We start from the raw sequence: 25,761 nt of genomic DNA on the forward strand, positions 1-25,761 counted from the left end.
GACCGAGGACAATCGCCGCTTCGCCTCCGAGGACCCGACCGTGACAGATGCCGCCACCGCCTTCGATCTCAACGCCACCATTGCCCGCCTGTTCGTCTACCCCATCAAGTCCTGCGCCGGTGTGGAGCTGCCGGAGGTGCTGCTGACCGAGACCGGGCTGGAGTTCGACCGCGCCTGGATGGTGGTCGATGCCGAAGGCGAATTCGTCACCCAGCGCGAACTGCCGCGCATGGCGCTGATCAAGCCGCAGATGAAGCACCTGGAGATGGTGCTGCGCGCGCCCGGCATGCTGGCCCTGCACATCGCCTTCGACCGGGTCGAACAACCGGTGCGGGTGAAGGTCTGGCGCGACGAGGTCGCAGCCTACGACATGGGCGACGTCGCCGCCCAGTGGTTCAGCGACTTTCTATCCGAGCCGGGCAAGCCGCAGACGCTGCGGCTGGTGCGCTTCGATCCGGAACACCAGCGCCTGTCGAACAAGAAATGGACCGGCGAGGTGGACGCGCCCAACCAGTTCTCCGACGGCTTCCCGCTGCTGGTCATCGGCGCAGGCTCGATGGCGGAATTCAACCAGCGGCTCGCTGCCGGCGGCCATGCGGCGGTGGGCATCGATCGCTTCCGGCCGAACATCGTGCTGGCCGGCATCGAGTCGCACGACGAAGACCGGGTCGAGACGCTCCACATCGCCACCGCCGAGGGCGAAGCGCAGTTGCGGCCGGCCAAGCCCTGCCCGCGCTGCCCGATACCGGACATCGACCCCGCGACCGCGACCCGCAGCCCCGAAGTGGGCGACACCCTGCGCAGTTACCGGGCCGATCCGCGGCTGGACGGTGCCATCACCTTCGGCATGAACGCCATCGTGCTGCAAGGCGTCGACCATCTGCTCAAGGTCGGGCAGACGGTCGGTGCCAACTACCGCTTCGACTGAAGACAAACACCTCCGGCCTAAAATCGCCGGTTGATTCCAGAGGACCTCCATGAGTTTGCAATGCGGCATCGTCGGCCTGCCCAACGTCGGTAAATCCACCCTTTTCAACGCGTTGACCAAGGCCGGCATCGCGGCGGAAAACTATCCGTTCTGCACCATCGAGCCGAACACCGGCGTGGTCGAGGTGCCCGACCCGCGGCTTGGCGCATTGAGCGAGATCGTCCAGCCCGAGCGCATCGTCCCGGCCATCGTCGAGTTCGTCGACATCGCCGGTCTGGTGGCCGGCGCCAGCACCGGCGAAGGCCTGGGCAACAAGTTTCTCGCGCACATCCGCGAAACCGATGCCACGGTGAACGTGGTGCGCTGCTTCGACGACGACAACGTCATTCACGTGGCCGGCAAGGTCGACCCCATCTCCGACATCGAGGTGATCCAGACCGAGCTGTGCCTGGCCGACCTGGCCACGGTCGAGAAGGCGCTGCACCGCCACACCAAGGTGGCGCGCTCGGGCGACAAGGACGCGCAGAAGCTGGTCGGCCTGCTCGAGCGCTGCCAGAAGGCGCTCAACGAGAACATCCCGGTGCGTGCGCTGGAGTTCACCAAGGAAGAGCAGCCGCTGGTGAAGTCCTTCACCCTCATCACCGCCAAGCCGGCAATGTTCGTCGGCAACGTGTCGGAAGACGGCTTCGAGAACAACCCCTACCTCGACCGCCTGCGCGAGTACGCCGCCAAGCAGGGCGCGCCGGTGGTCGCCATCTGCGCCAAGATCGAAGCCGAGCTCGCCGAGATGGACGACGAGGACAAGAAGATGTTCCTCGCCGAAATCGGCCAGGACGAGCCGGGCCTGAACCGCCTGATCCGCGCCGCCTACAAGCTGCTGGGACTGCAGACCTACTTCACCGCCGGGGTGAAGGAAGTGCGCGCCTGGACCATCCACATCGGCGACACCGGTCCGCAGGCAGCCGGCGTGATCCATGGCGACTTCGAGAAGGGCTACATCCGCGCCCAGACGATCGCCTTCGACGACTTCATCGCCTTCAAGGGCGAGCAGGGCGCCAAGGACGCGGGCAAGATGCGCGCCGAAGGCAAGGACTACGTCGTCAAGGACGGCGACGTGATGAATTTCCTGTTCAGTTCCTGACCGACCGGCTGCGCATGCTCACCGTCCACCACCTCAACAACTCGCGCTCGCAGCGCGTGCTCTGGCTGCTCGAAGAGCTCGGGCTGCCGTACGAGATCGTCCGCTACCAGCGCGATCCCAAGACGATGCTGGCGCCGCCCGAGTTGCGCCAGGTGCATCCATTGGGCAAGTCGCCGGTGGTGACGACCGACGGTGGCGAGGTGCTGGCCGAATCGGGCGCGATCATCGAGACGCTGATCGAGCGCCACGGCCAGGGCCGCCTCGCGCCGGCGGCCGGCAGCCCCGAGGCGCTGCGCTACCGCTACTGGCTGCATTTCGCCGAAGGCTCGGCGATGCCGCCGCTGCTGCTCAAGCTGATCTTCGACAAGATCGCGACGGCGAAGGTGCCCTTCTTCATCCGGCCGATCGCCAAGGGCATCGCCGGCAAGGCCAAGGCCGGCTTCGTGACGCCCAACATCCGGGCGCAGCTCGACTTCATGGAGGGCGAACTGGGCAAGAGCGAGTGGTTCGCCGGGGACGAGTTCACGGGCGCGGACATCCAGATGAGCTTTCCGGTCGAAGCGGCGCGTGCGCGCGGCGGACTGGATGAAAGTCGTCCGCGGTTGATGGCCTGGCTCATGCGCATCCATGCGCGCCCGGCCTACCAGCAGGCGCTGGCGCGCGGCGGCCCGTACGGCTTGCTGAGCTGACGCGCCGCGAGCGTCGGCTCCGTCAGGCCGGCCAGATGTACAGCAGCGCCACCGTCATCGTGAGGTAGCGCGCGAACTTCCCGATCGCCATGTAGACCAGACACGGCCAGAAGGGCAGCTTGAGCCAGCCGGCGACGGCGCACAGCGGATCGCCCACCAACGGCAGCCAGCTCAGCAAGCAGGCCTTGGGGCCGAGCCGTTCGAGCCAGGCCAGCACCCGCACGTGGTGTTTCGAGTGCGCGTACTTGTCCGCCACCTTGTGGGCGCCGTAGCCCATCCACCAGTCGACCGCACCGCCCAGGGTGTTGCCCAGGGTCGCCACGCCGATGGCCGGCCAGAACATCTCGGGGTTGAGCTTCAGCAGCCCGAACAGGATCGGCTCTGAGCCGACCGGCAGCAGCGTGGCCGAGACGAAAGCGGCGATGAAGACGGTGGACAGCCCGTATTGCGGGAGCGCCAGGAGCGCCAGGAGGGAGTCGAGCCAGGCTTGCATGTGGCGCGGAGTATAGAAAAACACACGGCAGGCCCGCGTGGGAGAGGGCGCCGTGGCCGGGCGCGCAAGAGGGGAAGCCTGTACGCAAATCGTTTCAGTGCCTGAAATCGGCCGCGGCTACAATCGTGCCTCATTTTTCAGCAGCCCCGCGCTCGCTCTTCCTCCCTCCCTCACCATGCAGATCGGCCCCGTCGCGCTGGAAAACCGGCTGTTCGTCGCGCCCATGGCCGGCGTGACCGACCGGCCGTTCCGCATGCTGTGCCGCTCGCTCGGCGCCGGCTATGCGGTGAGCGAAATGGTGACCTCGCGCAAGGAGCTCTGGAACACGCTCAAGACGTCCCGTCGCGCGGACCATGCCGGGGAGCCGGGCCCCATTGCGGTGCAGATCGCCGGCACCGATGCGGCCATGATGGCGGAGGCCGCGCACTACAACATCGACCGCGGCGCGCAGATCATCGACATCAACATGGGCTGCCCGGCCAAGAAGGTGTGCAACAAATGGGCGGGCTCGGCGCTGATGCGCGACGAACCGCTGGCGCTGGAGATCGTGCAGGCGGTGGTCGCTGCGGCCGCGCCGCACGGCGTGCCGGTCACGCTCAAGATGCGCACCGGCTGGAGCGCCGACCACCGCAACGCGGTGAAGCTGGCGCGCGACTTCGAATCGGCCGGCGTGCAGATGCTGACGGTGCACGGCCGCACGCGCGAGCAGGGCTACAAGGGCGCGGCCGAATACGACACCATCGCCGCGGTCAAGGCCGCGGTGCGGGTGCCGGTGGTCGCCAACGGCGACATCACCAGCCCGGAGAAGGCGCGCGACGTGCTCGCCGCCACCGGCGCCGATGCGGTGATGGTGGGCCGCGCAGCGCAGGGCCGGCCGTGGATCTTCCGCGAGATCGCGCATTTCCTCGCCACGGGCACACACCTTGCACCGCCGCTGGTGGCAGAAGTGCGGCGCTTGCTGCTCGACCATCTTCAGGAGCACTACGGGCTCTACGGCGAGTACAGCGGCGTGCGCACCGCACGCAAGCACATCGGCTGGTACGTGCGTGCACTGCCGGAGGGCGAAGACTTCCGCGGCCGCATGAATGCCATCGAGGACTGCGCGCAGCAGCTGCGCGCGGTGTCCGACTATTTCGAGGGGCTGGCCGAGGGGATGGAACGCATTCCCGTGCACCGCGACACTGCCGAAGAGCAGGACGGGTGGAGCGCCAGCGAGGACGAGAAAGCGGCTGCGGCCGTGCATTCATAACAAGAGAGCGCCATGAGCAAGAAGAACATCGAGGACTGTGTTCGCAACAGTCTGGAGAGCTATTTCCGCGACCTCCGCGGCACCGAGCCGGACGGCATGTACGAGATGCTGGTGCGGGTCGTCGAGAAGCCGCTGCTCGACGTCGTCATGGCGCGCGCCGAGGGCAACCAGTCGAAGGCGGCGCAGTGGCTCGGCCTGAACCGCAACACGCTGCGCAAGAAGCTGCTCGAGCACAAGATTTTGAAATGACGAAGAACCCCATGGCACGCACTGCACTCCTTTCCGTTTCCGACAAGACCGGCATCCTCGAATTCGCGCAGGCGCTGCATGCGCTGGGCATCAAGCTGCTGTCGACCGGCGGCACCGCCAAGCTGCTGGCCGATGCCGGCCTGCCGGTGACCGAGGTGGCCGACCACACCGGCTTTCCCGAGATGCTCGACGGCCGCGTGAAGACGCTGCACCCGAAGATCCACGGCGGCCTGCTGGCGCGCCGCGACCTGCCCGCGCACGTGGCGGCGATCAAGGAACACGGCATCGACACCATCGACCTGCTGGTGGTCAACCTCTACCCCTTCGAGTCCACCGTCGCCAAGCCTAGCTGCACGCTCGAAGACGCGATCGAGAACATCGACATCGGCGGCCCGGCCATGGTCCGCAGCGCGGCCAAGAACTGGAAGGACGTCGGCGTGCTGACCGACGCGTCGCAGTACCCGCTGGCGCTGGCCGAGCTCAAGGCCGACGGCAAGCTGAGCGACAAGACCAAGTTCGCGTTCTCGGTAGCCGCCTTCAACCGCATCGCCGATTACGACGGCGCGATCAGCGACTACCTCTCGGCCATTGACTTCGACGCCAGCATCGGTCAGCCCGCACCGAAGCGCACGCTGTTCCCGGCGCAGAGCAACGGCCGCTTCGTGAAGATCCAGGACCTGCGCTACGGCGAGAATCCGCACCAGCAGGCCGCGTTCTACCGCGACCTGTATCCGGCACCGGGCTCGCTGGTGTCGGCCAAGCAGCTGCAGGGCAAGGAACTGAGCTACAACAACATCGCCGACGCCGACGCCGCGTGGGAATGCGTGAAGAGCTTCGACGTGCCCGCGTGCGTGATCGTCAAGCACGCCAATCCCTGCGGCGTGGCCGTCGGCAAGGACGCGGCCGAGGCTTACTCGAAAGCCTTCAAGACCGACCCGACCTCGGCCTTCGGCGGCATCATCGCGTTCAACCGCCCGGTCGATGCCGACACCGCGCAGGCCATCGCCAAGCAGTTCGTCGAAGTGCTCATGGCGCCGGGCTATACGCCCGAGGCGCTCGAAGTCTTCCAGGCCACCAAGGCCAAGCTCAATGTGCGCGTGCTGGAGATCGCCTTGCCTGCTGGCGGCGCGACCGACTGGGACAACGGCCGCAACGCCATGGACGTCAAGCGTGTCGGCTCCGGTCTGCTGATCCAGACCGCCGACAACCACGAGCTCGCCGCCACCGACCTCAAGGTGGTCAGCAAGAAGCAGCCGACGCCGCAGCAGCTGGATGACCTGCTGTTCGCCTGGAAGGTCGCGAAATATGTGAAGAGCAATGCCATCGTGTTCTGCGCGAACGGCATGACGATGGGCGTGGGCGCCGGCCAGATGAGCCGCCTCGACTCCGCGCGCATCGCCAGCATCAAGGCCGAGCACGCCGGCCTGTCACTGAAGGACACGGCGGTCGCGAGCGATGCCTTCTTCCCGTTCCGCGACGGCCTCGACGTGGTGGTGGACGCCGGTGCGAGCTGCGTGATCCAGCCGGGCGGCTCGATGCGCGATCAGGAAGTCATCGACGCGGCGGACGAGCGCGGCGTGGTGATGGTGCTCTCAGGCGTGCGTCACTTCCGGCACTGACCGCCGCCTTCGCGTGGCGGGGCTTACAGGGTCTTGAAGATCTGCCGGGCCGCGTCGATGGTCGCGGCGATATCGGCATCGCTGTGCGCGGCGCTCACGAAGCCCGCCTCGTACAGCGCCGGCGCAATGTAGACGCCGCGGTCCAGCAGGCCGTGGAAAAGCTTGTTGAACTTTGCGTTGTCCGTGGTCATGACTTTGGCGTAGTTCTGTGGCAGTTCGTTGAAAAGGAAGAAGCCGAACATGCCGCCTTCGCTGTCGACGCTGAAGGGTACGCCTTCTGCCGCCGCGGCAGCCTTCAGCCCGCTGACCAGCGCGCGGGTCTTGGCCGACAGCGCTTCGTAGAAGCCGGGTTTGGCGATTTCCTTGAGCGTGGCCAGGCCGCAGGCCGTCGCCACCGGATTGCCCGACAGCGTGCCGGCCTGGTAGACCGGGCCCAGCGGTGCGAGCTGCTCCATGATCGCGCGAGGCCCGCCGAAGGCCGCCAGCGGCATGCCGCCGCCGATGACCTTGCCGAGCACCGTGAGGTCGGGTTCGATGCCGAGCACGCCCTGTGCGCCGTGCAGGCCGACGCGGAAGCCGGTCATCACCTCGTCGAACACCAGCAGCGCACCGTGCTGCGTGCAGAGCTCGCGGCAGCGGCGGGCGAATTCGGGCGTGGCGCGCACGAAGTTCATGTTGCCGGCGATCGCCTCGATCATCAGGCAGGCCATGTCCTTGCCATGCAGCGCGAAGGCTTCTTCCAGCTGCGCGATGTTGTTGTATTCGAGCACCAAAGTGTGCTGCACCGCCTCGGGCGGCACGCCGCCCGAGGTCGGGTGGCCGAAGGTCGCGAGGCCCGAGCCTGCCTTGACCAGCAGCGCGTCGGCATGGCCGTGGTAGCAGCCTTCGAACTTGATGATGTGCTTGCGGCCGGTGGCACCGCGGGCCAGGCGCAGCGCGCTCATCGCGGCCTCGGTGCCCGAGCTGACCAGGCGCACCATCTCCATCGACGGCACCAGCGCGAGGATGGCCTCGGCCAGTTCGATCTCCCGTTCGGTCGGCGCGCCGTACGAGAAGCCTTCGAGCACCGCCTTCTGCACCGCCTCGACCACGGCAGGATGCCCGTGGCCCAGGATCATCGGCCCCCAGGAGCCGATGTAGTCGATGTAGCGCTTGTCGTCGGCGTCCCAGAAATAGGCGCCTTGCGCGCGGGTGATGAAGCGGGGCGTGCCGCCCACGGCCTTGAAGGCGCGCACGGGCGAGTTGACGCCGCCGGGGATGACGGCGCGGGCGCGTTCGAAGAGGCGTTGGTTGTTGTCGATGGTCATGAAGTCAATGGCGGGTGTCGTGGGGTGGCAAGGCGAAGTCGGGCGGCACGTCGGCGCCATCGTCTTCGTCGTCGTCCTCGGGCTGGGCCCAGAACAGGCGGTCCGGCAGCACGTGGCCCATGCCGGGCCGGAAGCCGGCGTCGAGGCAGCGGTCCATGTAGCTCAGCGCCTCGGAGGTGGCGGCGACCAGGTCGGTGCCGCTGGCGAGCAGGGCGGCCAGCGCGGCCGACAGCGTGTCGCCGGCGCCGGCGAACACCGCGTCGAGCCGCTCGTACTTCTCGCTGGCCAGCACGGCCTGCGGCGAGGCCAGCACGTTGTCGATGAACTGGTCGGGCAACATGATCCCCGTCACCAGCGTGTAGGGCGTGCCCTGTTCCCCCGCGGCACGGGCGATGTCGCGCGCGGTCGGTGGCTTGTCGCCGCTCCAGTCGGGCAGCAGCCAGCGCCACAGCGTGCTGTGGTTGCCGACCAGCACCGTGGTCTGCGGCAGCACCAGTTCGCGGAAGGCGTCGAGATAGGCCTCGATCTGGTTCTCGTCCCACCACGAAAGGTTGGGCATGTACGCCACGACCGGCACGTCGGGGTAGTCGGTGGCGGTCTCGGCGACGGTGCTGAGGGTCTCCGGCGAGCCGACGAATCCCACCTTGATGAGCTGCACCTCGACGTCTTCGAGGATGGCACGGGTCTGCTCGGCCACCGCCTCTTCGTCGAAGGCAAAGTGGTCGAAGATCTCGGCCGTATCGCGCGCGTAGGCGCCGGTCACGACCGCGAGCATGTGAGCGCCGACTGACGCCATGGCCAGCGCGTCGCCGGCCAGACCGCCGGCGCCGCTCGGATCGCTGGCGTTGAAGACCAGCACGCAAGGTGGATTCAGCTCGCTCTCGGCGATGCTTTCCTCGCTGATCGGTTCGTTAAGATCAGCCATGCTGCAGGCGCCTTCCGTGGGTAGTAGATAAGTTGTCAAACGCCATTCGAAGCCAGTGCCATGGTGGCAGATGTGAGACGGTCGTTGCGGAATTTCGTGATACGTCTAGATACAATCGTTGCATTCTATGAACAGGGACTTTAAGCTGCGATGAATACGAAAACCTGGATGTGCCTGATTTGCGGGTGGATCTACGACGAGGCGGCTGGAGTGCCGGAAGATGGTATTGCGCCGAACACGGGCTGGGCCGATGTTCCGATGAACTGGACTTGTCCCGAGTGCGGTGCGCGCAAGGAAGACTTCGAAATGGTCGAGATCTGAAGCATGGCATAGGGTGACACCCGCTGCACGGTGCAATGTGCGGTGGTCGAAGGAAGTCTCTTACGAGGAGCGTGTGCCAATGAGCACGAATGGGTCCGGTTACAAGGTGCTCGTCATCGACGACAGCAACACCATTCGGCGCAGCGCCGAAATCTTCCTCAAACAAGGCGGCCACGAGGTGCTGTTGGCCGAGGACGGGTTCGATGCGCTCTCGAAGGTCAACGACCATCGGCCGCATCTCATCTTCTGCGACATCCTGATGCCGCGCCTCGATGGCTACCAGACCTGCGCGATCATCAAGCGCAACATCGATTTCTCCAACGTGCCGGTCGTGATGCTCTCCTCGAAGGACGGCGTGTTCGACAAGGCACGCGGCCGCATGGTCGGGTCGCAGGACTATCTGACCAAGCCGTTCACCAAAGACCAACTGCTGCAGGCCGTGCAGCAGTTCGGCATCGTTCAGCAGAAAGAAGTGCAGTAATGCCCATCCACAAAGTACTCGTGGTCGACGACTCGAAGACCGAACTGGTGTTCCTGACCGACCTGCTCCAGAAAAACGGCTTTTCGGTCAAGACCGCAGAGAACGCCGACGACGCAATGCGCCGCCTGGAGGAAGAGCAGCCCGACCTGATCCTGATGGACGTGGTGATGCCCGGCCAGAACGGCTTCCAGCTGACGCGCGCCATCGCCCGCCACCCGCAGTACGCGAACGTGCCGATCATCCTGTGCACCAGCAAGAACCAGGAGACCGACCGCGTCTGGGGCATGCGACAGGGCGCGCGCGACTACATCGTGAAGCCGGTGAACGCGGCTGAACTGATGGCGAAGATCAACGCGCTCGCCTGAGCGGCACCCGCCACCCATGGCCAACCGCGACGCTCTCCGCGCTTTCCAGTCCCGGCTCGCCTCCCGTCTGCAAGCGGCGCGCACCTCCGACGTGTCGGCCTCCTGGCTGGCTGTCGAGGCTGGCGATGGCAAGTACCTGTTCCCGCTGGGCCACGCCGGGGAGATCTTTCCCTGGACGCCGCCGCAGCCCGTGCCCTACACCGAGCCCTGGTTCCTGGGCGTGGCCAACCTGCGTGGCGGCCTGTACGGCGTCGTGCAGCTGTCGACTTTCGCCACCGGCCGGTCGCAGGGCGCCGCCCCGGCGGTCGAGGGCGTCCGCGCGCAGTCGCGGCTGGTGGCGCTCAACGACCTGCTCGAAGTGAACTGCGCCCTGCTGATCGACCGCCTGGTCGGCCTGCGCGGCGTCGAAGCCTTCGTGGATTCCCGCGCCCCGGAAGCCGGCGCGCCGGCGTGGCTCGGACATGCCTACATCGACGCAGCGGGGGAACCATGGCAGGAGATCAACCTGCAATCCCTCTCGCAGCAATCCCGTTTTCTGAGCATCGGCGCCTGAGTGGCTTGCCGGGCGTTGACATCAACGTGAAGGACCGACCCGTGAGTTCGATCGCCGACAAGTTTAAGAAGTACCTGCCTGCCAATGACGGCAGCGCCGATTTGCGCGTGCACGGCGATTCCACCTTGTCGCTGGACAATGCGGAAACCATGCAGCCTCTGGAGGAGCGCCCCGTGCAGATTCCCCGTACCGAAACCGATCCGTTCCCGACCGGCGCCGCCCTGGATGCCCCCGCCATGAACGAAGCCATCGCGCCCGCGCCCGAAGCGCCTGCCGTTGCCGGCGACGCGGGCGGCGTGGGCACCTTCTCGCGCTTCAACCCGGCGCGGCAGCAGCGTCTCTTCGCCATCGCGCTGGCGGTGGTGGTGCTGCTGCTGCTGCTGGTGGCGGGTTCCGCCATTCTGCGCGCCGACCGTCTGGCGCAGCAGGTGGCCTCCACCGGCCAGTCGCTGATGCAGTCGCAGCGTCTGGCCAAGTCGGTCTCGCAGGCCCTGGTGGGCAACGCGGCCGCCTTCGCCGAAGTGCGCGACAGTTCCGACGACCTGGCCCGCCGGGTGCAGGGCCTGGCCAACGGCGACGACGCGCTCAACCTGGAGCGCGTGGGCGGCCAGTACGACGCCGACCTGGCCAAGATCACGCCGCTGGTCGAGCGTGCCGACAAGAGCGCCAAGGCGGTGCTGGCGCAGCAGCAGATCCTCACGCAGGTGGGCGCCGCGCTGCGCGACATCAACCGCCAGTCCTCCGACCTGCTCGAGATGGCCGAGACGGTCGCCTCCATCAAGATGCAGCAGAACGCCACCATCCCCGAGATCGCCGCCGCCGGCCAGCTCGTGATGCTGACGCAGCGCATCGGCAAGTCGGCCAACGAATTCCTGACGGTCGAAGGCGTGAGCCCCGACGCCGTGTTCCTGCTCGGCAAGGACCTGAACACCTTCCAGGAAGTGGCGCGCGGCCTGCTCGACGGCAATTCGCAGCAGCGCCTGCCGGGCACCCGCGACGCGCAGGCCCGCCAGCAGCTCGACGCCATCCTCAAGACCTACGAGCAGACCCGCACGCAGGCCGGCGCGATTCTGGGCAACCTGCAAGGCCTGGTGACCGCGCGCGAAGGCCAGGCGACCATCCTGGCCGACAGCGAACCGCTGCGCCTCGCCCTGGGCGAACTGCAGGTCAAGCTGTCCGACCGCACCGGTCTGGGCGTCGGCACCATCGCCACGCTGTTCATCCTGTCGCTGGCCGCACTGGCTCTGGCCGGCGGCATCGGTTTCGTGCAGGTGCGCGAAGGCCGCGAACGCGCCCTGGCCGCCGAGCAGGAGCGTGTCGAGGCCGAGCGCCTGAGCGAAGAAGTCAGCCGCGTGAACAGCGCCAACCAGGCCGCCATTCTCCGGCTGATGAACGAACTGCAGACGGTCGCCGAAGGCGACCTGACGCAGGAAGCCACGGTGACCGAAGACATCACCGGCGCCATTGCCGACTCGGTGAACTACACGGTGGAAGAACTTCGCCTGCTGGTGGGCAACGTGCAGAACACGGCGACGCGCGTGGCGCACACCACCTCGCAGGTGGAAAACACCTCGACCGAACTGCTGGCCGCCTCCACCGAACAGCTGCGCGAGATTCGCGAAACCGGCCAGTCGGTGCTGACCATGGCCGAGCGCATCAACGGCGTGTCCTCCCAGGCGCAGGAATCGGCCACGGTGGCGCGCCAGTCGCTGATGGCCGCCTCGTCGGGCCTGCAGGCGGTGCAGAACGCGATCGGCGGCATGAACGCCATCCGCGACCAGATCCAGGAAACTTCCAAGCGCATCAAGCGCCTGGGCGAATCGTCGCAGGAGATCGGTGAAATCACCGAGCTGATTTCCGACATTACCGAGCAGACCAACGTGCTGGCGCTGAACGCTGCCATCCAGGCCGCGTCGGCGGGTGAAGCCGGTCGCGGCTTCTCGGTGGTGGCCGAAGAAGTGCAGCGCCTGGCCGAACGCTCCGCCGACGCCACGCGCCAGATCTCGGCGCTGGTGAAGGCGATTCAGACCGACACGCAGGACGCGGTCGGCGCCATGGAGCGCTCCACGCAGGGCGTGGTCGAAGGGGCCAAGCTGTCCGACACCGCGGGCACCGCGCTGTCCGAGATCGACCGCGTGTCGCGTCGGCTGGCCGAGCTGATCGAGCAGATTTCGCAGTCCGCGTCCCGCGAGGCCGATTCGGCCAACGTGGTGGCGGCCAACATCCAGCACATCTTCGCGGTGACCGAGCAGACCGGCGAAGGCACGCGGACCACCGCCCAGCAGGTGCGCGAGTTGTCGCACATGGCCGAGGAGCTGCGCCAGTCGGTCGCACGCTTCAAGATCGCCTGACGCCGAGCGCCGACGTGCCGATGCCCGTGCCTGCCAACGCTCCGCCACCCGGCCACACGCCGGCCACCAGCCAGGATCTCGGGCCATTGGCCTGGGTCATCGACGAAATCCAGAAGACGCTCGACGGCGCCGGCAAGGCACTGCGGCGCTTCGCGCGCGAAGGCCAGGCGGAACCTGACACCGGCCCGCTGCGCCTGGCACGCCAGCAGCTGCACCAGGCCGTCGGCGCACTCACCATGGTCGGCCAGAAGGCGCCGGCGCTGGTGGTGGGCGCGATGGAATTCGCCGTCCAGCGCTTCGTCGACGAGCCGTCGGCCTGCAGCGAAGCCGCGGTCCAGAAAATCGACCGTGCCGGTTTTGCGGTGGCCGACTATCTGCACGCGCTGCTCGGCGGCAAGCAGGTGTCCTCGGTCGGGCTCTTCCCGCAGTACCGCGACGTGCTCGAGATGGCCAGCAGCGACCGGGTGCACCCCGCGGACCTCTGGACCCACGCCTGGCGCTGGGTCGAGATCAAGCCCTCGCCCACGCAGACCGCGCTGGTGTACGACCCGGCGGTGCGCTCCAAGCTCGACCGCGAGGTGCTCAAGATCGTCAAGAGCGGCGACGACCACGCCGCGGCCCGGCTGCACGAGCTCTGCCTCGGCCTGGCCCGCGGTTCCTCGGTGCCGCGCGTGGTCAGCTTCTGGACGCTCGCGGCCGGTTTCTTCGAGGCGCTGGGCGCCGCGCTGCTGCCGGTCGACGTCTATGTGAAGCGCGCCTCTTCGCGAGTGCTGCTGCAGTACGCCACGCTGGCTCGCGGCGACACGGCCGTGTCCGAACGGCTCGGCCAGGACCTGCTGTTTTTCTGCGCCCAGGCCGCGCCCGGTGCGCGCGACGCGGTCGCGACGCTGCGCCAGGTGCGCAAGGCATGGGGCATCGCCGACGACGAGCCGGTGGTCGACTACACCGTCGAGCAGTTCGGCCGATTCGATCCGCTGGTGCTGGCGCAGGCGCGCAAGCGCATCGAGGCCGCCAAGGAAATGTGGTCGGCGCTGTCGGCCGGTGATGTCTCGCGCACCCGCCAGGTGGCCGACACCATGGTGCAACTCGGCGAGTCGCTGCAGAAGCTGCATCCGCCGAGCCTGCCGCTGGCGCAGGCCCTCAACAATGCGGTCGACGCGTCGCTGCGCTCGGGCTTGCCGCCCAGCACCGAGCTCGGGCTCGAGGTCGCCACCGCGGTGCTCTACCTCGAAGCAGCCTTCGAGGACCTCGACCCGCAGGACCGCCAGCTCACCGCACGCACGGTGCAGCTGGCCGGCCGCGTCGAACGCGTGCGCGACGGCGGCCAGGCCGAGCCGCTCGAGCCGTGGATGGAGGAGTTGTACCGGCGCGTGAGCGACCGGCAGTCCATGGGCACCGTGGTCGACGAGCTGCGCGCGCACCTCGGCGAGCTCGAAAAGTCGCTCGACCAGTTCTTCCGCCGTCCGCACGATCGCGCACCGCTGCGCACCGTGCCCAGCCAGTTGCTGCAGATGCGCGGCGTGTTTTCCGTGCTCGGCCTCGAACAGGCGGCGCAGACGGTGCAGCGCATGCGCGAGAACGTCGACCACCTGCTCGAGACCGCGTCGCCGACCGACGAGGCCCGCGACTTCGATTCGCTCGGCAACAACCTCGGTGCACTGGGCTTCCTGATCGACATGCTGGGCTACCAGCCGGCCCTCGCCAAGCGCCTGTTCGTGTTCGACGCCGAGCTCGGCGAACTCAAGCCGCTGATGGGCCGCAGTGCCGAAGCCGCCGTGGCCGCGGCCGGCACGCCGGAAGCCACCGCCGCCACGCCGGCTGCCGAGCCGGTGCTCAGCGTCGAAGAGGTGGACGCGCAGATCGCCGCCAAGCTGGCCGCCCTGGCGGCACCCAGCCGCAAGGCGGCCACGCCCATCGAGGAATTCAGCCGCGCGGCCGACAGCTGGACGGCGAAGATCGTCGGCCCGACGACCTTGCCCGACACCGAGGTCAACGAACTCGACGAAGACGACCTCCAGAACATCTTCCTGGACGAGGCCCGCGAGGTGCTGGAGAACGGCGACGCGGCCGTCTCCCTGCTGCAGGAAGACCCGACCGACGTCAGCGAGCTCACCGTGCTGCGGCGTGCGTTCCACACCCTCAAAGGCAGCTCGCGCATGGTCGGCCTCACCGCCTTCGGCGACGCGGCCTGGTCGTTCGAGCAGGTGCTCAACATCTGGCTGGCCGACCAGCGGCCCGCCACGCCGGAGCTGCTGTCGGCCACCGAGCGCGCCCTGAAGGACTTCTCCGCCTGGGTCGGTGCCATTGCCGCCGGCCAGCCGCACGACTGGGAGCCGAGCGCCTTCAGCCGTGTCGCCGAGGCGCTGCGCAGCGGCGACCCGCTGCCGCCGCCACCGGCCATCGCGCCCGATGCGCTGGCCGTCGCGGCCCGCCACATCGCGGCCGAGCCGCCGCCCGCGCCGCCACCGGCACCCGAGCCGCCGCCCGCACCCGCACCGATCGCCGAGCCCGTGCTCGCCCCGGCACCAGCGACCGAGCCGGCTGTTGCGGCCCGCGGCGTCAGCGAGATGGACGACGATTTCGCGTCCACCGACTTCCTCGATTTCGAGGTCCGGTCCGAAGCGCCCGCCGCCGAGGCAAGCCCGCCGATCAGCGAGGACATCGACTTCCTCGAGACCGCGCACGCCGCCATCGGCGAGTTCAGCAGCCCCGTGCTGACGCTGGATTTCGACCTCAGCGAGGCCGCACCCCTGGAGTCGCCGCGCGCGCCGGCCCCGTCGGCGCCCGCCGGCTGGCCGCCGCTGCCCGACCTGTCGCTCGGCACCCCGGCGACGCCCGACACGGACCAGGAAGAGCTCGACGCCCTCGCCCGCCTGCTGGCCGCGCCGCCCGAACCGACCCGGCGCCTGGACGACACGCCGGCGCCGGACCCGGTCGACGCATCGGCGGTCGAGGTGTCGGACGAAGCGGTGGAGCTCACCGACGCGGAAGCGGCCGCCTTCATGGCCGCAGAGGCGCCATTGCAGCCCGAACCCGCACCCCAAGCGCAATCCGAGCCTGAGCCCGAACCCGAGCCCGCGGTGCCCAGCGCCGACGACCCGATCAAGGCGATCGGCCCGCTGCGCATCGGCATCGCGCTGTACAACGTCTACCTCAACGAAGCGGACGAATGGTCGCGCCAGTTGGTGACCGACGTCGGCGAGTGGGCGCTCGAGCCGCACCTGCGCATCGGCGACGCCACCGTCGCGCTCGCGCATTCGCTGGCCGGCAGCTCCGCCACCGTGGGCTTCCAGGGCCTGTCGGGCATGGCACGGCTGTTCGAGACTGCGCTGCAGCATCTGCATCGGCAAGGCCGCGGAACACCGGAGCAGGGCCGCATCCTCGTCGCCGCGGCTGAAGAAGTGCGGCATCTGCTGCACCAGTTCGCCGCCGGTTTCCTGCGCGAGCCGTCCGACGCGACGCTGCAGGCCTTGCGCGAAGTGGCGGCATCGCAAATGCCTCCCGATGCGCCCGACAGCAACCATGGGCCTTTGGGCTTTGCGGCCTCGGCGACTGCCGACGTGTCGCTGGACGATTCGGACGACGCCCTGGACATCGCGGACACGCTCGACGTCGACCTGTTCCCGATCTTCGAGGAGGAGGCGGCGGAACTGCTGCCGAAGCTGGGCGGTGCGCTGCGCGAATGGCTGCACAACCCGGCCGCCGACGCGCCGCGTGCCTCGGTGCTGCGCACGCTCCACACGCTCAAGGGCAGCGCCCGGCTCGCCGGTGCGATGCGCCTGGGCGAGCGTGCGCACCGCATGGAATCCGAGATCGAGGCGATCGGCGCCCACGGCGCCGACCATGCCGCCATCGAGGCGCTGTTGGCGCGCTTCGATGCGCTGCAGTCGACCTTCGACCTGCTGCGCGGCATCGACGACGGCGGCGTGATGTCGTTCGCAGAGGTGCCGATGCGGCCCGAGCCGACGGCCGTCAGCGCGCCGACGCCGGAGCCGAGCGTGCCGACCTCGACAGCGGCACCGGAGGCGCTTGCCACGGCCGACGCAGCGGAACCCGCGGCCGAGGCGCCGGCAGTGCGCACCGGCAAGGTCGTCGTGCCCCAGCCCTCGATGCTGGCGCCGCTGCGCAGCAGCGCTTCGCAGCAGGCGGTGCGCATCCGCACGCAGCTGCTCGACCGCCTAGTGGCTCAGGCCGGCGAGGTGATCATCACGCGCTCGCGCCTGGAGGCCGAGCTCAACCAGTTGCGCGGCTCGCTCGGCGATCTCACCGGCAACCTCGACCGCCTGCGCCAGCAGTTGCGCGACATCGAGGTGCAGGCCGAAAGCCAGATGCAGTCCCGCCTGGCGCAGGCCAAGGACTCGCAGCAAGGCTTCGACCCGCTCGAGTTCGACCGCTTCACCCGCGTGCAGGAACTCACCCGCATGATGGCCGAGTCGGTCAACGACGTGGCCACCGTGCAGCGCACGCTGCAGAAGACGGTGCAGGCGACGGAAGACGACCTGTCGGCCCAGGCGCGCCAGACGCGCGAGCTGCAGCGCGGCCTGCTGCGCACCCGCATGGTGGAGTTCGAAGGCATTTCCGAGCGCCTTTACCGCGTGGTGCGCCAGGCCTCGAAAGACACCGGCAAGCAGGTGCGCCTGGACATCGTCGGCGGTTCCATCGAAATGGACCGCGGCGTGCTCGAACGCATGACGCCGTCCTTCGAGCACCTGCTGCGCAACAGCGTGGCCCACGGCATCGAGAACGCTGCGACCCGCGAGCAGGCCGGCAAGGAGCCGAGCGGCATGATCGCCATCGAGCTGCACCAGGAAGGCAACGACGTCTCGGTCAGCTTCCGCGACGACGGCGGCGGGCTGGACTTCGAGCGCATCGCGCACCGCGCGCGGGCGCTGGGCCTGGTGGCCGAGGGCGAGTTGCTGTCGCCCGAAGCGGCGGCCGAGATGATCTTCAAGCCCGGCTTCTCGACCGCCGAGCAGGTGTCCGAACTGGCCGGTCGCGGCATCGGCATGGACGTGGTGCGCGCCGATGTGGCCGCACTCGGCGGCCGCATCGAGACGCATAGCACGCCGGGGCAGGGCACCCGCTTCAAGCTGGTGCTGCCGCTGACCACCGCCGTGACGCACGTGGTGATGCTGCGCGCCGGCGGCACGGCGATCGGCGTGCCCTCCAACCTGGTCGAGCTGGTGCAGCGCGTGAGCTTGGCCGAGCTCGACCTGGCCTACGCGAACCAGCATTACCTCTTTGCCGGCGAGCCGGTGCCTTTCTACTGGGCCGGTGCGCTGCTCCAGTCGTCCGCGCGCAGCGATGCACCGGGCAGCAAGACGCACGCCATCGTGGTGGTGCGAAGCGCGGCGCAGCGTGTGGCGATGCACGTGGACGAAGTGCTGGGCAACCAGGAAGTCGTGGTCAAGAACCTCGGCCCGCAGCTGTCGCGGCTGCCGGGCATGGCGGGCATTTCGGTGCTGGCCTCGGGCGCCGTGGCGCTCATCTACAACCCGGTGGCGCTCGCCGCGGTGCATGGCGACCAGGCCCGCGCGCTGCAGAACGCCGGCAGGGCGGCGGCAGCAGTAGCCGGTCAGGGCGGCGGGGAGGCCGCAGCGGCCCTGCCGGTCGAGTACGAGGCACCCCTGGTGCTGGTGGTCGACGACTCGATCACGGTGCGGCGCGTCACCCAGCGCATGCTGCAGCGCGAGGGCTACCGCGTCTCGCTGGCGGCCGACGGCCTGCAGGCGCTCGAGCGCCTGCAGACGGAGCGCCCGGCGGTGGTGCTGTCGGACATCGAGATGCCGCGCATGGATGGCTTCGACCTCGCGCGCAACATCCGCGCCGACCCCGCGCTGGCGCATCTGCCGATCATCATGATCACCTCGCGCATCGCCGAGAAGCACCGCGAGCACGCGGCGCAGCTGGGTGTCAACCACTACCTGGGCAAGCCCTATTCCGAAGAGGAACTCATCCGCCTGGTGCGCACCTACGCCCAGGTCGAGGCACCGGTCGGCGCGTAGGGTTCGGTGCCGCCTTCAGCGGGCGGCACCGGGCGCACCGCCAGCCCGGGCGGGACTGCCCGCTCAGGGCACGCTCATGCCGGCGCGGACCAGGTCCACCTGCCGGGCGCAGCCCATCTTTTCCTTGATCATCGCGATCTGCTTGCGCACGGTGTGGATCGAGACGCCGCGCGATTGCGCATGCGCGGCGGGCGACTCGCCCGCGATGAGGGCGCCCAGCACCCGCTGTTCCGCGCTGGTCAGGCCATAGGCCGGACCGAGCGTCTTCAGCCGGGCATCGATCGGGTCGGGGGCATGCCGGATGCGCAGCAACAGCAGCGGCTCGTTGCCGAGCCGGGCGAAGTGATCGGCCGGCGCCAGGTCCAGCTGGCAACCCGCGGCCTCTCCCGGCCCCGGCAGCGTCAGGGCCACGCGGCGCCCGCGCTCGGCGGCCGTGCCGAGCGCCTCGTGCAGCGCCGTGCGCATCGCCGGCAGGGCATGCCACAGCAGCCCATGGCGGACGCGCAGCGACGCATTGCGCGCGAACCAGGCCTGGGCGCGGGGCGACTGCCGCAGTACGGCGCCCTTCCTGCTGACCAGGCAGAGCGCCTCCTCGAAACCGTCGAAGGCGGACTCGGCGGCGGCGAACCAATGTTCCGTCGCCACCCGGCGCCGCTGCACGGCACTGCCGATGGCGGCCGCCAGCGCCGCGCCCGCGCCCTGTCCGAGCTGCCGCCGCCCGGTTTCGCGCGGCTCGGCACGCTGCACTGTCAGGCCACCGTGGCGGGTCGGCGTCTGCTCCACGAGCAGCGTGAGCATCTGCCGCATCCGGTGGCGGCACATGAAGTCGACGTAGTAAGCGTTGCGCGAGAGCGAACTCGGGCTGAACAGCTCTGCCGTGTCGAACCAGGTGCCTTCCGGCGCGCCGCTGGTCGTGGGCGTCACGATGTCATAGGCGTGGAAGTGGTCGACGTAGGCCTGCTCGGCGGCGGCCGAGATGCCGCGCTGCTGGCAGTCGAGCAACTCGCCGGTGCGGCTGAAGAGGACGAAGCTGGCGCTGTCGCCGCCGATCAACTGGCGGGCACCTTCGAGCACCTCCCCCCAGGGCGGCGTTGCATCGCTCAGGTGGTGCGCGGCTTCCAGCGTTCGATGAAGCACGGGGTCTTGGGTCACGGTTACCTCCGCGGGCTGTCCTCGATCAGTCGCCTCCCTGCACGGACCCTACGCGCCTGCGGTGCGCCGTCAATCCCTCGAACAGGGGATGCAGGAGTCGACCCGCACGGGAAATCAGTGCGATCCCACCGAACTGACACCCGATGCCGATCGATCGGCATGCAGCCGGAATACCGTGCTGCGCAGCCATTCGTTCGCCGGATCCTTGTGGTATTTCGCGTGCCAGAACATGTTGATGGCGATCTCCGGCAGCGTGGCCGGATGTTTGACGTAGGTCAGGCCGAACGGGCCCACCAGTGCCTGCGCCAGCCGTTCGGGCACCGTCGCCACCATGTCGCTGTGCTGCAGGATGTGGCCGACGGCCACGAAGTGCGGCACGGTGAGCACCACTTGGCGCGCCACGCCGCCACGCTCCAGCAGTTCATCCACCTTGCCGTGGCCGGTGCCCTCGGACACCACGACCACGTGCTGGGCCGACGAGAACTCGGACAGCGACACCTTGCGCTTGTCGAGTGCATGGCCCTTGCGGAACATGCCGACGTAGCGTTGCCTGAACAGACGGCGCTGGAAGAAGCCGGCCTTGAGCTGCGGCAGCAGTCCGATCGCCAGGTCGATGCGGCCCGCCTCCATCTCGTCGCGCAGGTTGACCGAGGTATTGCGCACGGTGCGCAAGGTGATGCCCGGCGCGCTCCGCGCCAGTTCCTCCATCAGCTTCGGCAGGAAGTAGACCTCGCCGATGTCGGTCATGCAGACCGTGAACGCACGCCTGGCCGTCGCGGGCTCGAAGGACGCACGGTGATTGACCGCGCCGTGGATCAGCCCGAGCGCCTGGGCAATCGGCTCCGCCAGTTGCAGGGCGAAGGGCGTCGGCTCCATGCCTTTGGTCGTGCGCAGGAACAGCGCGTCGCCGGTCAGCTTGCGCAGCCGCGCGAGCGCGTTGCTGGCCGCGGGCTGCGACAGGCCCAGGTGCTCGGCGACCTTCGACACGCTGCGTTCGACCAGCAACTGATTGAAGACCACCAGCAGGTTGAGATCGATGTCTTTGAGATCCATGCAGTCGACATTCACCAAATCTATGCGATGTATTCATCGGATTCTATTGGCTGATGGGGTGCGCGGCCCGATGATTCGGGCCACCAACCGCCTATCGAGCGGAGACCCCACCGGAGACAGCACGAATGGACACCGAATCCACCGTATTCCCGCAGAAGATCCATTGGGACACCGACGGCACCAGCCGCGTTCCCTTCATGGCCTACACCGAGGCCGACCAGCACCGCAAGGAACTCGAGCGCTTGTTCTATCGCAAGCACTGGTGCTACGTCGGCCTCGAGGCCGAGATTCCGAACCCCGGCGATTTCACCCGCACCGTGATCGGCGAACGATCGGTCATCCTGGTGCGAGACAACGACGGCTGCATCCACGTGGTCGAGAACGTCTGCGCGCATCGGGGCATGCAGTTCTGCCGCGAGCGCCACGGCAACCGGAAGGACACCGGTCTCACCTGCCCCTACCACCAGTGGAACTACACGCTGCAGGGCGATCTCCAGGGCGTTCCGTTCCGCCGCGGCGTCAAGCAGGACGGCAAGGTCAACGGCGGCATGCCGGCCGACTTCAAGCCCGCCGAGCACGGCCTCAACAAGCTGAAGGTCGCGACGCGCGGCGGCGTGGTGTTCGCGTCCTTCGATCCGGACGTCGAGTCGCTCGAGGACTTCATGGGGCCGGCCATCCTCGGCTACTTCGACCGCCTCTTCAACGGCCGGAAGCTGACGATCCTCGGCTACAACCGCCAGCGCATTCCGGGCAACTGGAAGCTGATGCAGGAGAACATCAAGGACCCGTATCACCCGGGCCTGCTGCACACCTGGTTCGTGACCTTCGGCCTCTGGCGGGCCGACAACAAGTCGGAACTGCGCATGGACGCGCACCATCGCCACGCCGCGATGATCTCCACGCGCGGCGCCAGCGGCAAGGCCGACCAGGTGACGCAGGTGTCGAGCTTCAAGGAGGGCATGCAGCTGCACGACCCGCGCTTTCTCGACATCGTGCCGGAGCCGTGGTGGGGCGGTCCGACCGCCGTGATGATGACGCTGTTCCCGAGCGTGATCTTCCAGCAGCAGGTCAACAGCGTCTCGACGCGCCACATCCAGCCGAGCGGCCCCGGCGCCTTCGACTTCGTGTGGACCCATTTCGGCTTCGAGGACGACACGGAAGAGATGACGCAGCGCCGCCTGCGCCAGGCCAACCTGTTCGGCCCGGGCGGCTTCGTGTCGGCGGACGACGGCGAGGTCATCGAGCTTTCGCAGAAGGGCTTCGAGCAGAAGCCGTTCCACCGCACGCTCGCCGAACTGGGCGGCCGCGAGGTCGGCGACACGGACCACATGGTCACCGAGACGCTGATCCGCGGCATGTACGAATACTGGCGCAAGCAGATGGAGGCCTGAGCATGGACGCGCAGCACTACTTCGAGCTGACGCAGCTCTACGCCAGCTACGCGAGCGCCGTGAGTTCCGGCGAATGGGAACTGTGGCCGGATTTCTTCACCGAGGCTTGCAGCTACCGGTTGCAGCCGCGCGAGAACTTCGATCGAGGCTTTCCGCTCGCGACCTTGTCGTTCGAGAGCAAGGGCATGCTGAAGGACCGCGTCTACGGCATCCGCGAGACGCTGTTCCACGACCCCTATTACCAGCGTGTCGTGGTCGGCATGCCGGTCGTGCGCAAGGTCGACGGCGATCGCTTCGAGTGCGAAGCCAACTATGCGGTGTTCCGCACCAAGCTGTCGGAGCTGTCGTCGGTGTTCAACGTCGGGCGCTACATCGACGTGGTCGTGCGCACGCCGCAGGGCCTGAAATTCGAATCGCGCCAGGTCGTGTACGACAGCGAAATGATCCCGAACTCCATCATCTATCCGATCTGAGACCAGCGCCATGCCAGAAAAAGAACCAGAGACACACGGCGCGCCGCTGCGCCGATTCACCGACCCGGCCTACGTGCCGCTGTGCGCCAACCTCGCCGAGGTGCGCGAGAACATCGACCGGCTCGACCGCCAGATCGTCGCGCTGCTGGCCGAGCGGGGTCGCTACGTGAAGGACGCGGCGCGCTTCAAGCGCGATGCCTTCCAGGTCTCGGCGCCACAGCGCCAGCAGGAAGTGATCGACAAGGTGAAGGCGCTGGCCGAGGGCCAGGGCGCTTACCCCGAGGTGGTCGAGGCGGCCTACCGCGCACTCATCGCAGGCTTCATCGCGCGTGAGCAGCAGGACCACTTGGGCATGGTCGCCGTGGAGGGAAAGCCATGAGCTTCGCTCGCCTCGGTATCTCCATCACCGCCGTTGCAATGGCTGCCGCCGCGCATGCGCAGGACTGGCCGCAGCGCCCGATCCGCATCGTCGTGCCGTTCGCGGCCGGCTCGTCGCCCGACATCCTGGCGCGCATCGTCAACGACAAACTCGCCGCGCGCATCGGCCAACCGCTGATCGTCGACAACAAGCCTGGCGCGGGCGGCAACACTGGCACCGACCAGGTCTCGAAGGCACCGCCCGACGGCTACACCTTTTTGCTGTCGGTGAACGCGCCGCTGGTCTACAACACCATCCTCTACAAGAACCTGCCGTACGACCCCTTCAAGGACCTGGTGCCGGTGTCGCTCGCGGCCACCACGCCCAACGTGTGCGCGGTGTCGAATTCGATGAACGTCGATTCGGTCAAGGGCTGGCTCGACGCCATGAAGCGCAACCCCGGCAAGTTCAATTTCGCCTCGACCGGCAACGGCTCGATCTCGCACCTGGGTGTGGAGCTCGTCAAGCTCAAGACGAATTCGTTCGCGGTGCACATCCCGTACGCTTCGTCGGGCCAGGCGGTCACGGCCATCATCCAGGGCGACGTGCAATACGCCTGCCTGCCGCCGGTCACCGTGATGCCGCAGGCCAAGGCGGGGCGGCTGAAGGCGCTGGCCGTCACTTCGGCCGGGCGTTCGGCGCTGCTGCCCGACTTGCCGACGCTGCGCGAATCGGGCTTGCCCGACATCCAGGCCGTGCCGTGGTTCGCCTACATGGCGCCCAAGGGCACGCCGCCCGAGATCGTGCAGCGCATGAGCCGCGAGATTGCTGCGGCGCTGAAGGAGCCGGAGACGCTCAAGCGCCTGCAGACCGCGTACTTCGACCCCGTGGGCAGCACGCCCGAGGCGCTGAACAGGTTCATGGTCGAGGAATTGCACCGCTGGAAGCCCGTGATCGAGCGCACCGGCATCAAGCCCGACAACTGATTCCTACGCCACAAGGACAAGACGACGATGAGCACGATGACCTGGGTCGACGCCGCGGCGGTCGACGACGTTCCCGCCGACGACGTGGTCGGCGTCACGGTGGCAGGGCGCGATCTGGCGCTCTACAACGCCGGGGGCGAGATATTCGCGACCGACAACCTCTGCACGCACGGACACGCACGGCTGTGCGACGGCTTCCTCGACGGGCATGAGATCGAGTGCCCGTTGCACCAGGGCAAGTTTGACGTCCGCACCGGACAGCCGACCTGCGCGCCGGTGACCGAGGCCCTCCGAAGCTACCCCGTGAAGATCGAAGGCCATCGCGTTTTTCTCGCGATCGGCTGACACCAAGAAAACCATTCCAGGCACGCGTTCGCGCGTGCAACGCCCGGCGTTTGCGCCGAGGCGTGGGTTCGTCACACCTGTCTGAAAGCGAGGGCCACATCATGTCCACGGACACCATCGTCATCGTAGGCGCCGGACAAGCCGGCGGCTGGGTGGCGCAGACGCTTCGCAAGGAAGGCCATGCCGGGAAGATCGTTCTGATCGGCGACGAGCCGCACATCCCGTACGAGCGTCCGCCGCTGTCGAAAGCCGTTCTCTCCGGCGAGGCGCCGGCCGAAAGCACCTATCTCATCCAGCGCGAGGCGTTCGACCGGTTGGCGATCGACTGGCGACCGGGCATCCGCGCGGCTGCGATCGATCGTGCGGCCAGGCAGTTGCATCTGTCGGAGGGCGGTCCCCTGGCGTACGACAAGCTGATTCTCTGCAGCGGCGGGCGCGCGCGGGCGCTGCAGGTCCCGGGTGCGGACCTCGCGGGCGTCCTCACCCTGCGGAGCCTGGAAGACGCGCGCACCCTGGGTCGGACGCTCATCCCAGGCAAGCGGCTGGTCGTGGTGGGCGGCGGATGGATCGGGCTCGAGGTGGCCGCGACCGCGCGCAAGAAGGGCATGGCGGTCACGGTCGTCGAGGCCATGAGCCGCCTGTGCGAACGAACCGTTCCGCCCGAGATCTCCGACTACCTCGCCCGGCTACACGCCACGCATGGGACGGAAGTGCTCTTGCGTGCGGGCGTCGAGAAGCTGTCGCGCGGCGAAGACGGTGCGCTGGTGGCGATGTTGAGCGATGGTCGCGAATGCCATGGCGACACCGTCCTCGTCGGCATCGGGCTGGTTCCCAACGACGAACTGGCGCGCGAGGCGGGCCTCGTTTGCGACGGTGGCATCGTCGTCGATGCGCAATGTCGCACTTCCGATCCCGACATCCTCGCGGCGGGTGACGTGGCCTGCTGGCACTGTGGGTGGGCGGGCCGGCGCATGCGGCTCGAATCGTGGCAGAACGCGCAGGAGCAGGGCATTGCCGCGGCGCGATCGGCGCTCGGCCTGGCCGTCGATCACCAGCCCCTGCCGTGGTTCTGGTCGGACCAGTACGACACCAACCTGCAGATCTACGGCATGCCGACGGCGTCGCATCGGGTGGTCGAGCGCCGGGCGCCGGGTTCCGACAGCTTCATCCTCTTCTACCTCGACGGCGATGTCGTCAGCGCGGCCGTCGGACCGAACGCGGCGCGCGACCTTCGCTTCGCGCGGCGCCTGATCGAGCAGCGCAAGGCGGTCGACCCGGCCCGACTGGCCGATGTGCAGGTACCGATGGCGAAGCTCTGACTTCGCTC

The 25,761-nt window shown here is 68.1% G+C and carries 23 protein-coding genes; 18 read left to right on the forward strand and 5 right to left on the reverse strand.

Annotation, left to right across the window (positions count from 1 at the left end; all coding sequences use genetic code 11):
• Nucleotides 1-40 precede the first annotated feature (40 nt).
• Genes ACSFBE_RS06615 through ACSFBE_RS06625 form a run of 3 tightly spaced genes read left to right on the forward strand, consistent with a single transcriptional unit; the run spans nucleotide 41 to nucleotide 2,758 of the window.
• Entirely contained in the window at nucleotides 41-928 is an 888-nt protein-coding gene (locus ACSFBE_RS06615; RefSeq protein WP_435489590.1) for an MOSC domain-containing protein, read from the forward strand.
• A gap of 49 nt (nucleotides 929-977) precedes the next feature.
• A complete protein-coding gene (ychF, locus tag ACSFBE_RS06620) occupies nucleotides 978-2,069 on the forward strand; it encodes a redox-regulated ATPase YchF (RefSeq protein ID WP_435489591.1) in 1,092 nt (363 codons plus the stop codon).
• 14 nt (nucleotides 2,070-2,083) lie between these two features.
• Nucleotides 2,084-2,758: a glutathione S-transferase gene (locus tag ACSFBE_RS06625; protein ID WP_435489592.1), complete on the forward strand. Its 675-nt coding sequence runs from the start codon at nucleotides 2,084-2,086 to the stop codon at nucleotides 2,756-2,758.
• A 22-nt stretch (nucleotides 2,759-2,780) separates the two neighbouring features.
• Here ACSFBE_RS06625 and ACSFBE_RS06630 read toward each other — a convergent pair whose 3' ends face one another.
• Nucleotides 2,781-3,251, reverse strand: a complete 471-nt coding sequence (locus ACSFBE_RS06630; RefSeq protein ID WP_435489593.1) for a YqaA family protein — start codon at nucleotides 3,249-3,251, stop codon at nucleotides 2,781-2,783.
• A 175-nt stretch (nucleotides 3,252-3,426) separates the two neighbouring features.
• Between ACSFBE_RS06630 and dusB the strand changes: the two genes are divergently transcribed.
• From dusB to purH, 3 genes are read left to right on the forward strand one after another with little or no spacing between them, the layout of a single operon-like run.
• Nucleotides 3,427-4,500: a tRNA dihydrouridine synthase DusB gene (dusB, locus tag ACSFBE_RS06635; protein ID WP_435489594.1), complete on the forward strand. Its 1,074-nt coding sequence runs from the start codon at nucleotides 3,427-3,429 to the stop codon at nucleotides 4,498-4,500.
• Nucleotides 4,501-4,512: 12 nt separating this feature from the next.
• Nucleotides 4,513-4,749 carry a Fis family transcriptional regulator gene (locus tag ACSFBE_RS06640; RefSeq protein WP_435489595.1) on the forward strand — a complete coding sequence of 79 codons (237 nt, stop codon included), beginning with the start codon at nucleotides 4,513-4,515 and terminating at the stop codon, nucleotides 4,747-4,749.
• 11 nt (nucleotides 4,750-4,760) lie between these two features.
• A complete protein-coding gene (purH, locus tag ACSFBE_RS06645) occupies nucleotides 4,761-6,368 on the forward strand; it encodes a bifunctional phosphoribosylaminoimidazolecarboxamide formyltransferase/IMP cyclohydrolase (RefSeq protein WP_435489995.1) in 1,608 nt (535 codons plus the stop codon).
• Between the two features lie 23 nt (nucleotides 6,369-6,391).
• Here the strand turns inward: purH and hemL are convergent, their stop codons facing one another.
• Both hemL and thiD read right to left on the reverse strand, forming a co-directional pair.
• Nucleotides 6,392-7,675 (reverse strand): glutamate-1-semialdehyde 2,1-aminomutase, encoded by a 1,284-nt coding sequence (gene hemL, locus ACSFBE_RS06650; protein WP_435489596.1) that lies wholly within the window; start codon nucleotides 7,673-7,675, stop codon nucleotides 6,392-6,394.
• A 4-nt stretch (nucleotides 7,676-7,679) separates the two neighbouring features.
• Nucleotides 7,680-8,600: a bifunctional hydroxymethylpyrimidine kinase/phosphomethylpyrimidine kinase gene (gene thiD, locus ACSFBE_RS06655; protein ID WP_435489597.1), complete on the reverse strand. Its 921-nt coding sequence runs from the start codon at nucleotides 8,598-8,600 to the stop codon at nucleotides 7,680-7,682.
• A gap of 150 nt (nucleotides 8,601-8,750) precedes the next feature.
• Between thiD and ACSFBE_RS06660 the strand changes: the two genes are divergently transcribed.
• The 6 genes from ACSFBE_RS06660 to ACSFBE_RS06685 all read left to right on the forward strand — a co-directional run bounded on the left by ACSFBE_RS06660 (nucleotide 8,751) and on the right by ACSFBE_RS06685 (nucleotide 18,676).
• Nucleotides 8,751-8,921: a rubredoxin gene (locus ACSFBE_RS06660; RefSeq protein WP_435489598.1), complete on the forward strand. Its 171-nt coding sequence runs from the start codon at nucleotides 8,751-8,753 to the stop codon at nucleotides 8,919-8,921.
• 79 nt (nucleotides 8,922-9,000) lie between these two features.
• Complete coding sequence (locus ACSFBE_RS06665) at nucleotides 9,001-9,402, forward strand: response regulator (protein WP_435489599.1); 402 nt, start codon at nucleotides 9,001-9,003, stop codon at nucleotides 9,400-9,402.
• Nucleotides 9,402-9,767, forward strand: coding sequence for a response regulator transcription factor (locus ACSFBE_RS06670; RefSeq protein WP_435489600.1), 366 nt, complete (start codon nucleotides 9,402-9,404; stop codon nucleotides 9,765-9,767). The genes ACSFBE_RS06665 and ACSFBE_RS06670 overlap by 1 nt, the downstream gene beginning before the upstream one ends.
• A 16-nt stretch (nucleotides 9,768-9,783) precedes the next feature.
• Nucleotides 9,784-10,320: a chemotaxis protein CheW gene (locus ACSFBE_RS06675; protein ID WP_435489601.1), complete on the forward strand. Its 537-nt coding sequence runs from the start codon at nucleotides 9,784-9,786 to the stop codon at nucleotides 10,318-10,320.
• Between the two features lie 41 nt (nucleotides 10,321-10,361).
• Nucleotides 10,362-12,671 (forward strand): methyl-accepting chemotaxis protein, encoded by a 2,310-nt coding sequence (locus tag ACSFBE_RS06680; protein WP_435489602.1) that lies wholly within the window; start codon nucleotides 10,362-10,364, stop codon nucleotides 12,669-12,671.
• Nucleotides 12,672-12,691: 20 nt separating this feature from the next.
• Nucleotides 12,692-18,676, forward strand: a complete 5,985-nt coding sequence (locus ACSFBE_RS06685; protein WP_435489603.1) for a hybrid sensor histidine kinase/response regulator — start codon at nucleotides 12,692-12,694, stop codon at nucleotides 18,674-18,676.
• A 63-nt stretch (nucleotides 18,677-18,739) separates the two neighbouring features.
• On the opposite strand, the gene ACSFBE_RS06690 is transcribed toward ACSFBE_RS06685, so the two are convergent.
• Nucleotides 18,740-19,828, reverse strand: coding sequence for a helix-turn-helix transcriptional regulator (locus ACSFBE_RS06690; protein WP_435489604.1), 1,089 nt, complete (start codon nucleotides 19,826-19,828; stop codon nucleotides 18,740-18,742).
• Nucleotides 19,829-19,942: 114 nt separating this feature from the next.
• Nucleotides 19,943-20,881: a LysR family transcriptional regulator gene (locus ACSFBE_RS06695; protein ID WP_435489605.1), complete on the reverse strand. Its 939-nt coding sequence runs from the start codon at nucleotides 20,879-20,881 to the stop codon at nucleotides 19,943-19,945.
• A gap of 125 nt (nucleotides 20,882-21,006) precedes the next feature.
• On the opposite strand from ACSFBE_RS06695, the gene ACSFBE_RS06700 reads away from it, so the two are divergent.
• The 6 genes from ACSFBE_RS06700 to ACSFBE_RS06725 all read left to right on the forward strand — a co-directional run bounded on the left by ACSFBE_RS06700 (nucleotide 21,007) and on the right by ACSFBE_RS06725 (nucleotide 25,753).
• Nucleotides 21,007-22,272, forward strand: coding sequence for an aromatic ring-hydroxylating dioxygenase subunit alpha (locus tag ACSFBE_RS06700; protein ID WP_435489606.1), 1,266 nt, complete (start codon nucleotides 21,007-21,009; stop codon nucleotides 22,270-22,272).
• Between the two features lie 2 nt (nucleotides 22,273-22,274).
• A complete protein-coding gene (locus tag ACSFBE_RS06705; protein ID WP_435489607.1) occupies nucleotides 22,275-22,745 on the forward strand; it encodes an aromatic-ring-hydroxylating dioxygenase subunit beta in 471 nt (156 codons plus the stop codon).
• 10 nt (nucleotides 22,746-22,755) lie between these two features.
• The gene (locus ACSFBE_RS06710) at nucleotides 22,756-23,124 is read left to right on the forward strand and encodes a chorismate mutase (RefSeq protein ID WP_435489608.1); all 369 of its coding nucleotides are present in this window, start codon (nucleotides 22,756-22,758) and stop codon (nucleotides 23,122-23,124) included.
• On the forward strand, nucleotides 23,121-24,089 hold the full coding sequence (locus ACSFBE_RS06715; protein WP_435489609.1) for a Bug family tripartite tricarboxylate transporter substrate binding protein: 969 nt from the start codon (nucleotides 23,121-23,123) through the stop codon (nucleotides 24,087-24,089). The genes ACSFBE_RS06710 and ACSFBE_RS06715 overlap by 4 nt, the downstream gene beginning before the upstream one ends.
• A gap of 27 nt (nucleotides 24,090-24,116) precedes the next feature.
• A complete protein-coding gene (locus ACSFBE_RS06720) occupies nucleotides 24,117-24,434 on the forward strand; it encodes a non-heme iron oxygenase ferredoxin subunit (protein WP_435489610.1) in 318 nt (105 codons plus the stop codon).
• Nucleotides 24,435-24,535: 101 nt separating this feature from the next.
• Nucleotides 24,536-25,753: an NAD(P)/FAD-dependent oxidoreductase gene (locus ACSFBE_RS06725; protein ID WP_435489611.1), complete on the forward strand. Its 1,218-nt coding sequence runs from the start codon at nucleotides 24,536-24,538 to the stop codon at nucleotides 25,751-25,753.
• Nucleotides 25,754-25,761 lie beyond the last annotated feature (8 nt).

This window comes from Variovorax sucrosi, from assembly GCF_051216635.1.
GTDB lineage: Bacteria > Pseudomonadota > Gammaproteobacteria > Burkholderiales > Burkholderiaceae_C > Variovorax.

Excerpts from the sequence above, each read along its gene's own strand:
- ACSFBE_RS06625 (WP_435489592.1), top strand. The coding sequence starts at position 2,084 with ATGCTCACCGTCCACCACCTCAACAACTCGCGCTCGCAGCGCGTGCTC.
- ACSFBE_RS06705 (WP_435489607.1), top strand. The coding sequence starts at position 22,275 with ATGGACGCGCAGCACTACTTCGAGCTGACGCAGCTCTACGCCAGCTAC.
- ACSFBE_RS06710 (WP_435489608.1), top strand. The coding sequence starts at position 22,756 with ATGCCAGAAAAAGAACCAGAGACACACGGCGCGCCGCTGCGCCGATTC.
- ACSFBE_RS06715 (WP_435489609.1), top strand. The coding sequence starts at position 23,121 with ATGAGCTTCGCTCGCCTCGGTATCTCCATCACCGCCGTTGCAATGGCT.
- hemL (WP_435489596.1), bottom strand. The coding sequence starts at position 7,675 with ATGACCATCGACAACAACCAACGCCTCTTCGAACGCGCCCGCGCCGTC.
- ACSFBE_RS06640 (WP_435489595.1), top strand. The coding sequence starts at position 4,513 with ATGAGCAAGAAGAACATCGAGGACTGTGTTCGCAACAGTCTGGAGAGC.
- ACSFBE_RS06685 (WP_435489603.1), top strand. The coding sequence starts at position 12,692 with ATGCCCGTGCCTGCCAACGCTCCGCCACCCGGCCACACGCCGGCCACC.
- ACSFBE_RS06675 (WP_435489601.1), top strand. The coding sequence starts at position 9,784 with ATGGCCAACCGCGACGCTCTCCGCGCTTTCCAGTCCCGGCTCGCCTCC.
- ychF (WP_435489591.1), top strand. The coding sequence starts at position 978 with ATGAGTTTGCAATGCGGCATCGTCGGCCTGCCCAACGTCGGTAAATCC.
- purH (WP_435489995.1), top strand. The coding sequence starts at position 4,761 with ATGGCACGCACTGCACTCCTTTCCGTTTCCGACAAGACCGGCATCCTC.
- ACSFBE_RS06695 (WP_435489605.1), bottom strand. The coding sequence starts at position 20,881 with ATGGATCTCAAAGACATCGATCTCAACCTGCTGGTGGTCTTCAATCAG.
- ACSFBE_RS06720 (WP_435489610.1), top strand. The coding sequence starts at position 24,117 with ATGAGCACGATGACCTGGGTCGACGCCGCGGCGGTCGACGACGTTCCC.
- ACSFBE_RS06670 (WP_435489600.1), top strand. The coding sequence starts at position 9,402 with ATGCCCATCCACAAAGTACTCGTGGTCGACGACTCGAAGACCGAACTG.
- thiD (WP_435489597.1), bottom strand. The coding sequence starts at position 8,600 with ATGGCTGATCTTAACGAACCGATCAGCGAGGAAAGCATCGCCGAGAGC.
- ACSFBE_RS06665 (WP_435489599.1), top strand. The coding sequence starts at position 9,001 with ATGAGCACGAATGGGTCCGGTTACAAGGTGCTCGTCATCGACGACAGC.
- ACSFBE_RS06660 (WP_435489598.1), top strand. The coding sequence starts at position 8,751 with ATGAATACGAAAACCTGGATGTGCCTGATTTGCGGGTGGATCTACGAC.
- dusB (WP_435489594.1), top strand. The coding sequence starts at position 3,427 with ATGCAGATCGGCCCCGTCGCGCTGGAAAACCGGCTGTTCGTCGCGCCC.
- ACSFBE_RS06700 (WP_435489606.1), top strand. The coding sequence starts at position 21,007 with ATGGACACCGAATCCACCGTATTCCCGCAGAAGATCCATTGGGACACC.
- ACSFBE_RS06630 (WP_435489593.1), bottom strand. The coding sequence starts at position 3,251 with ATGCAAGCCTGGCTCGACTCCCTCCTGGCGCTCCTGGCGCTCCCGCAA.
- ACSFBE_RS06725 (WP_435489611.1), top strand. The coding sequence starts at position 24,536 with ATGTCCACGGACACCATCGTCATCGTAGGCGCCGGACAAGCCGGCGGC.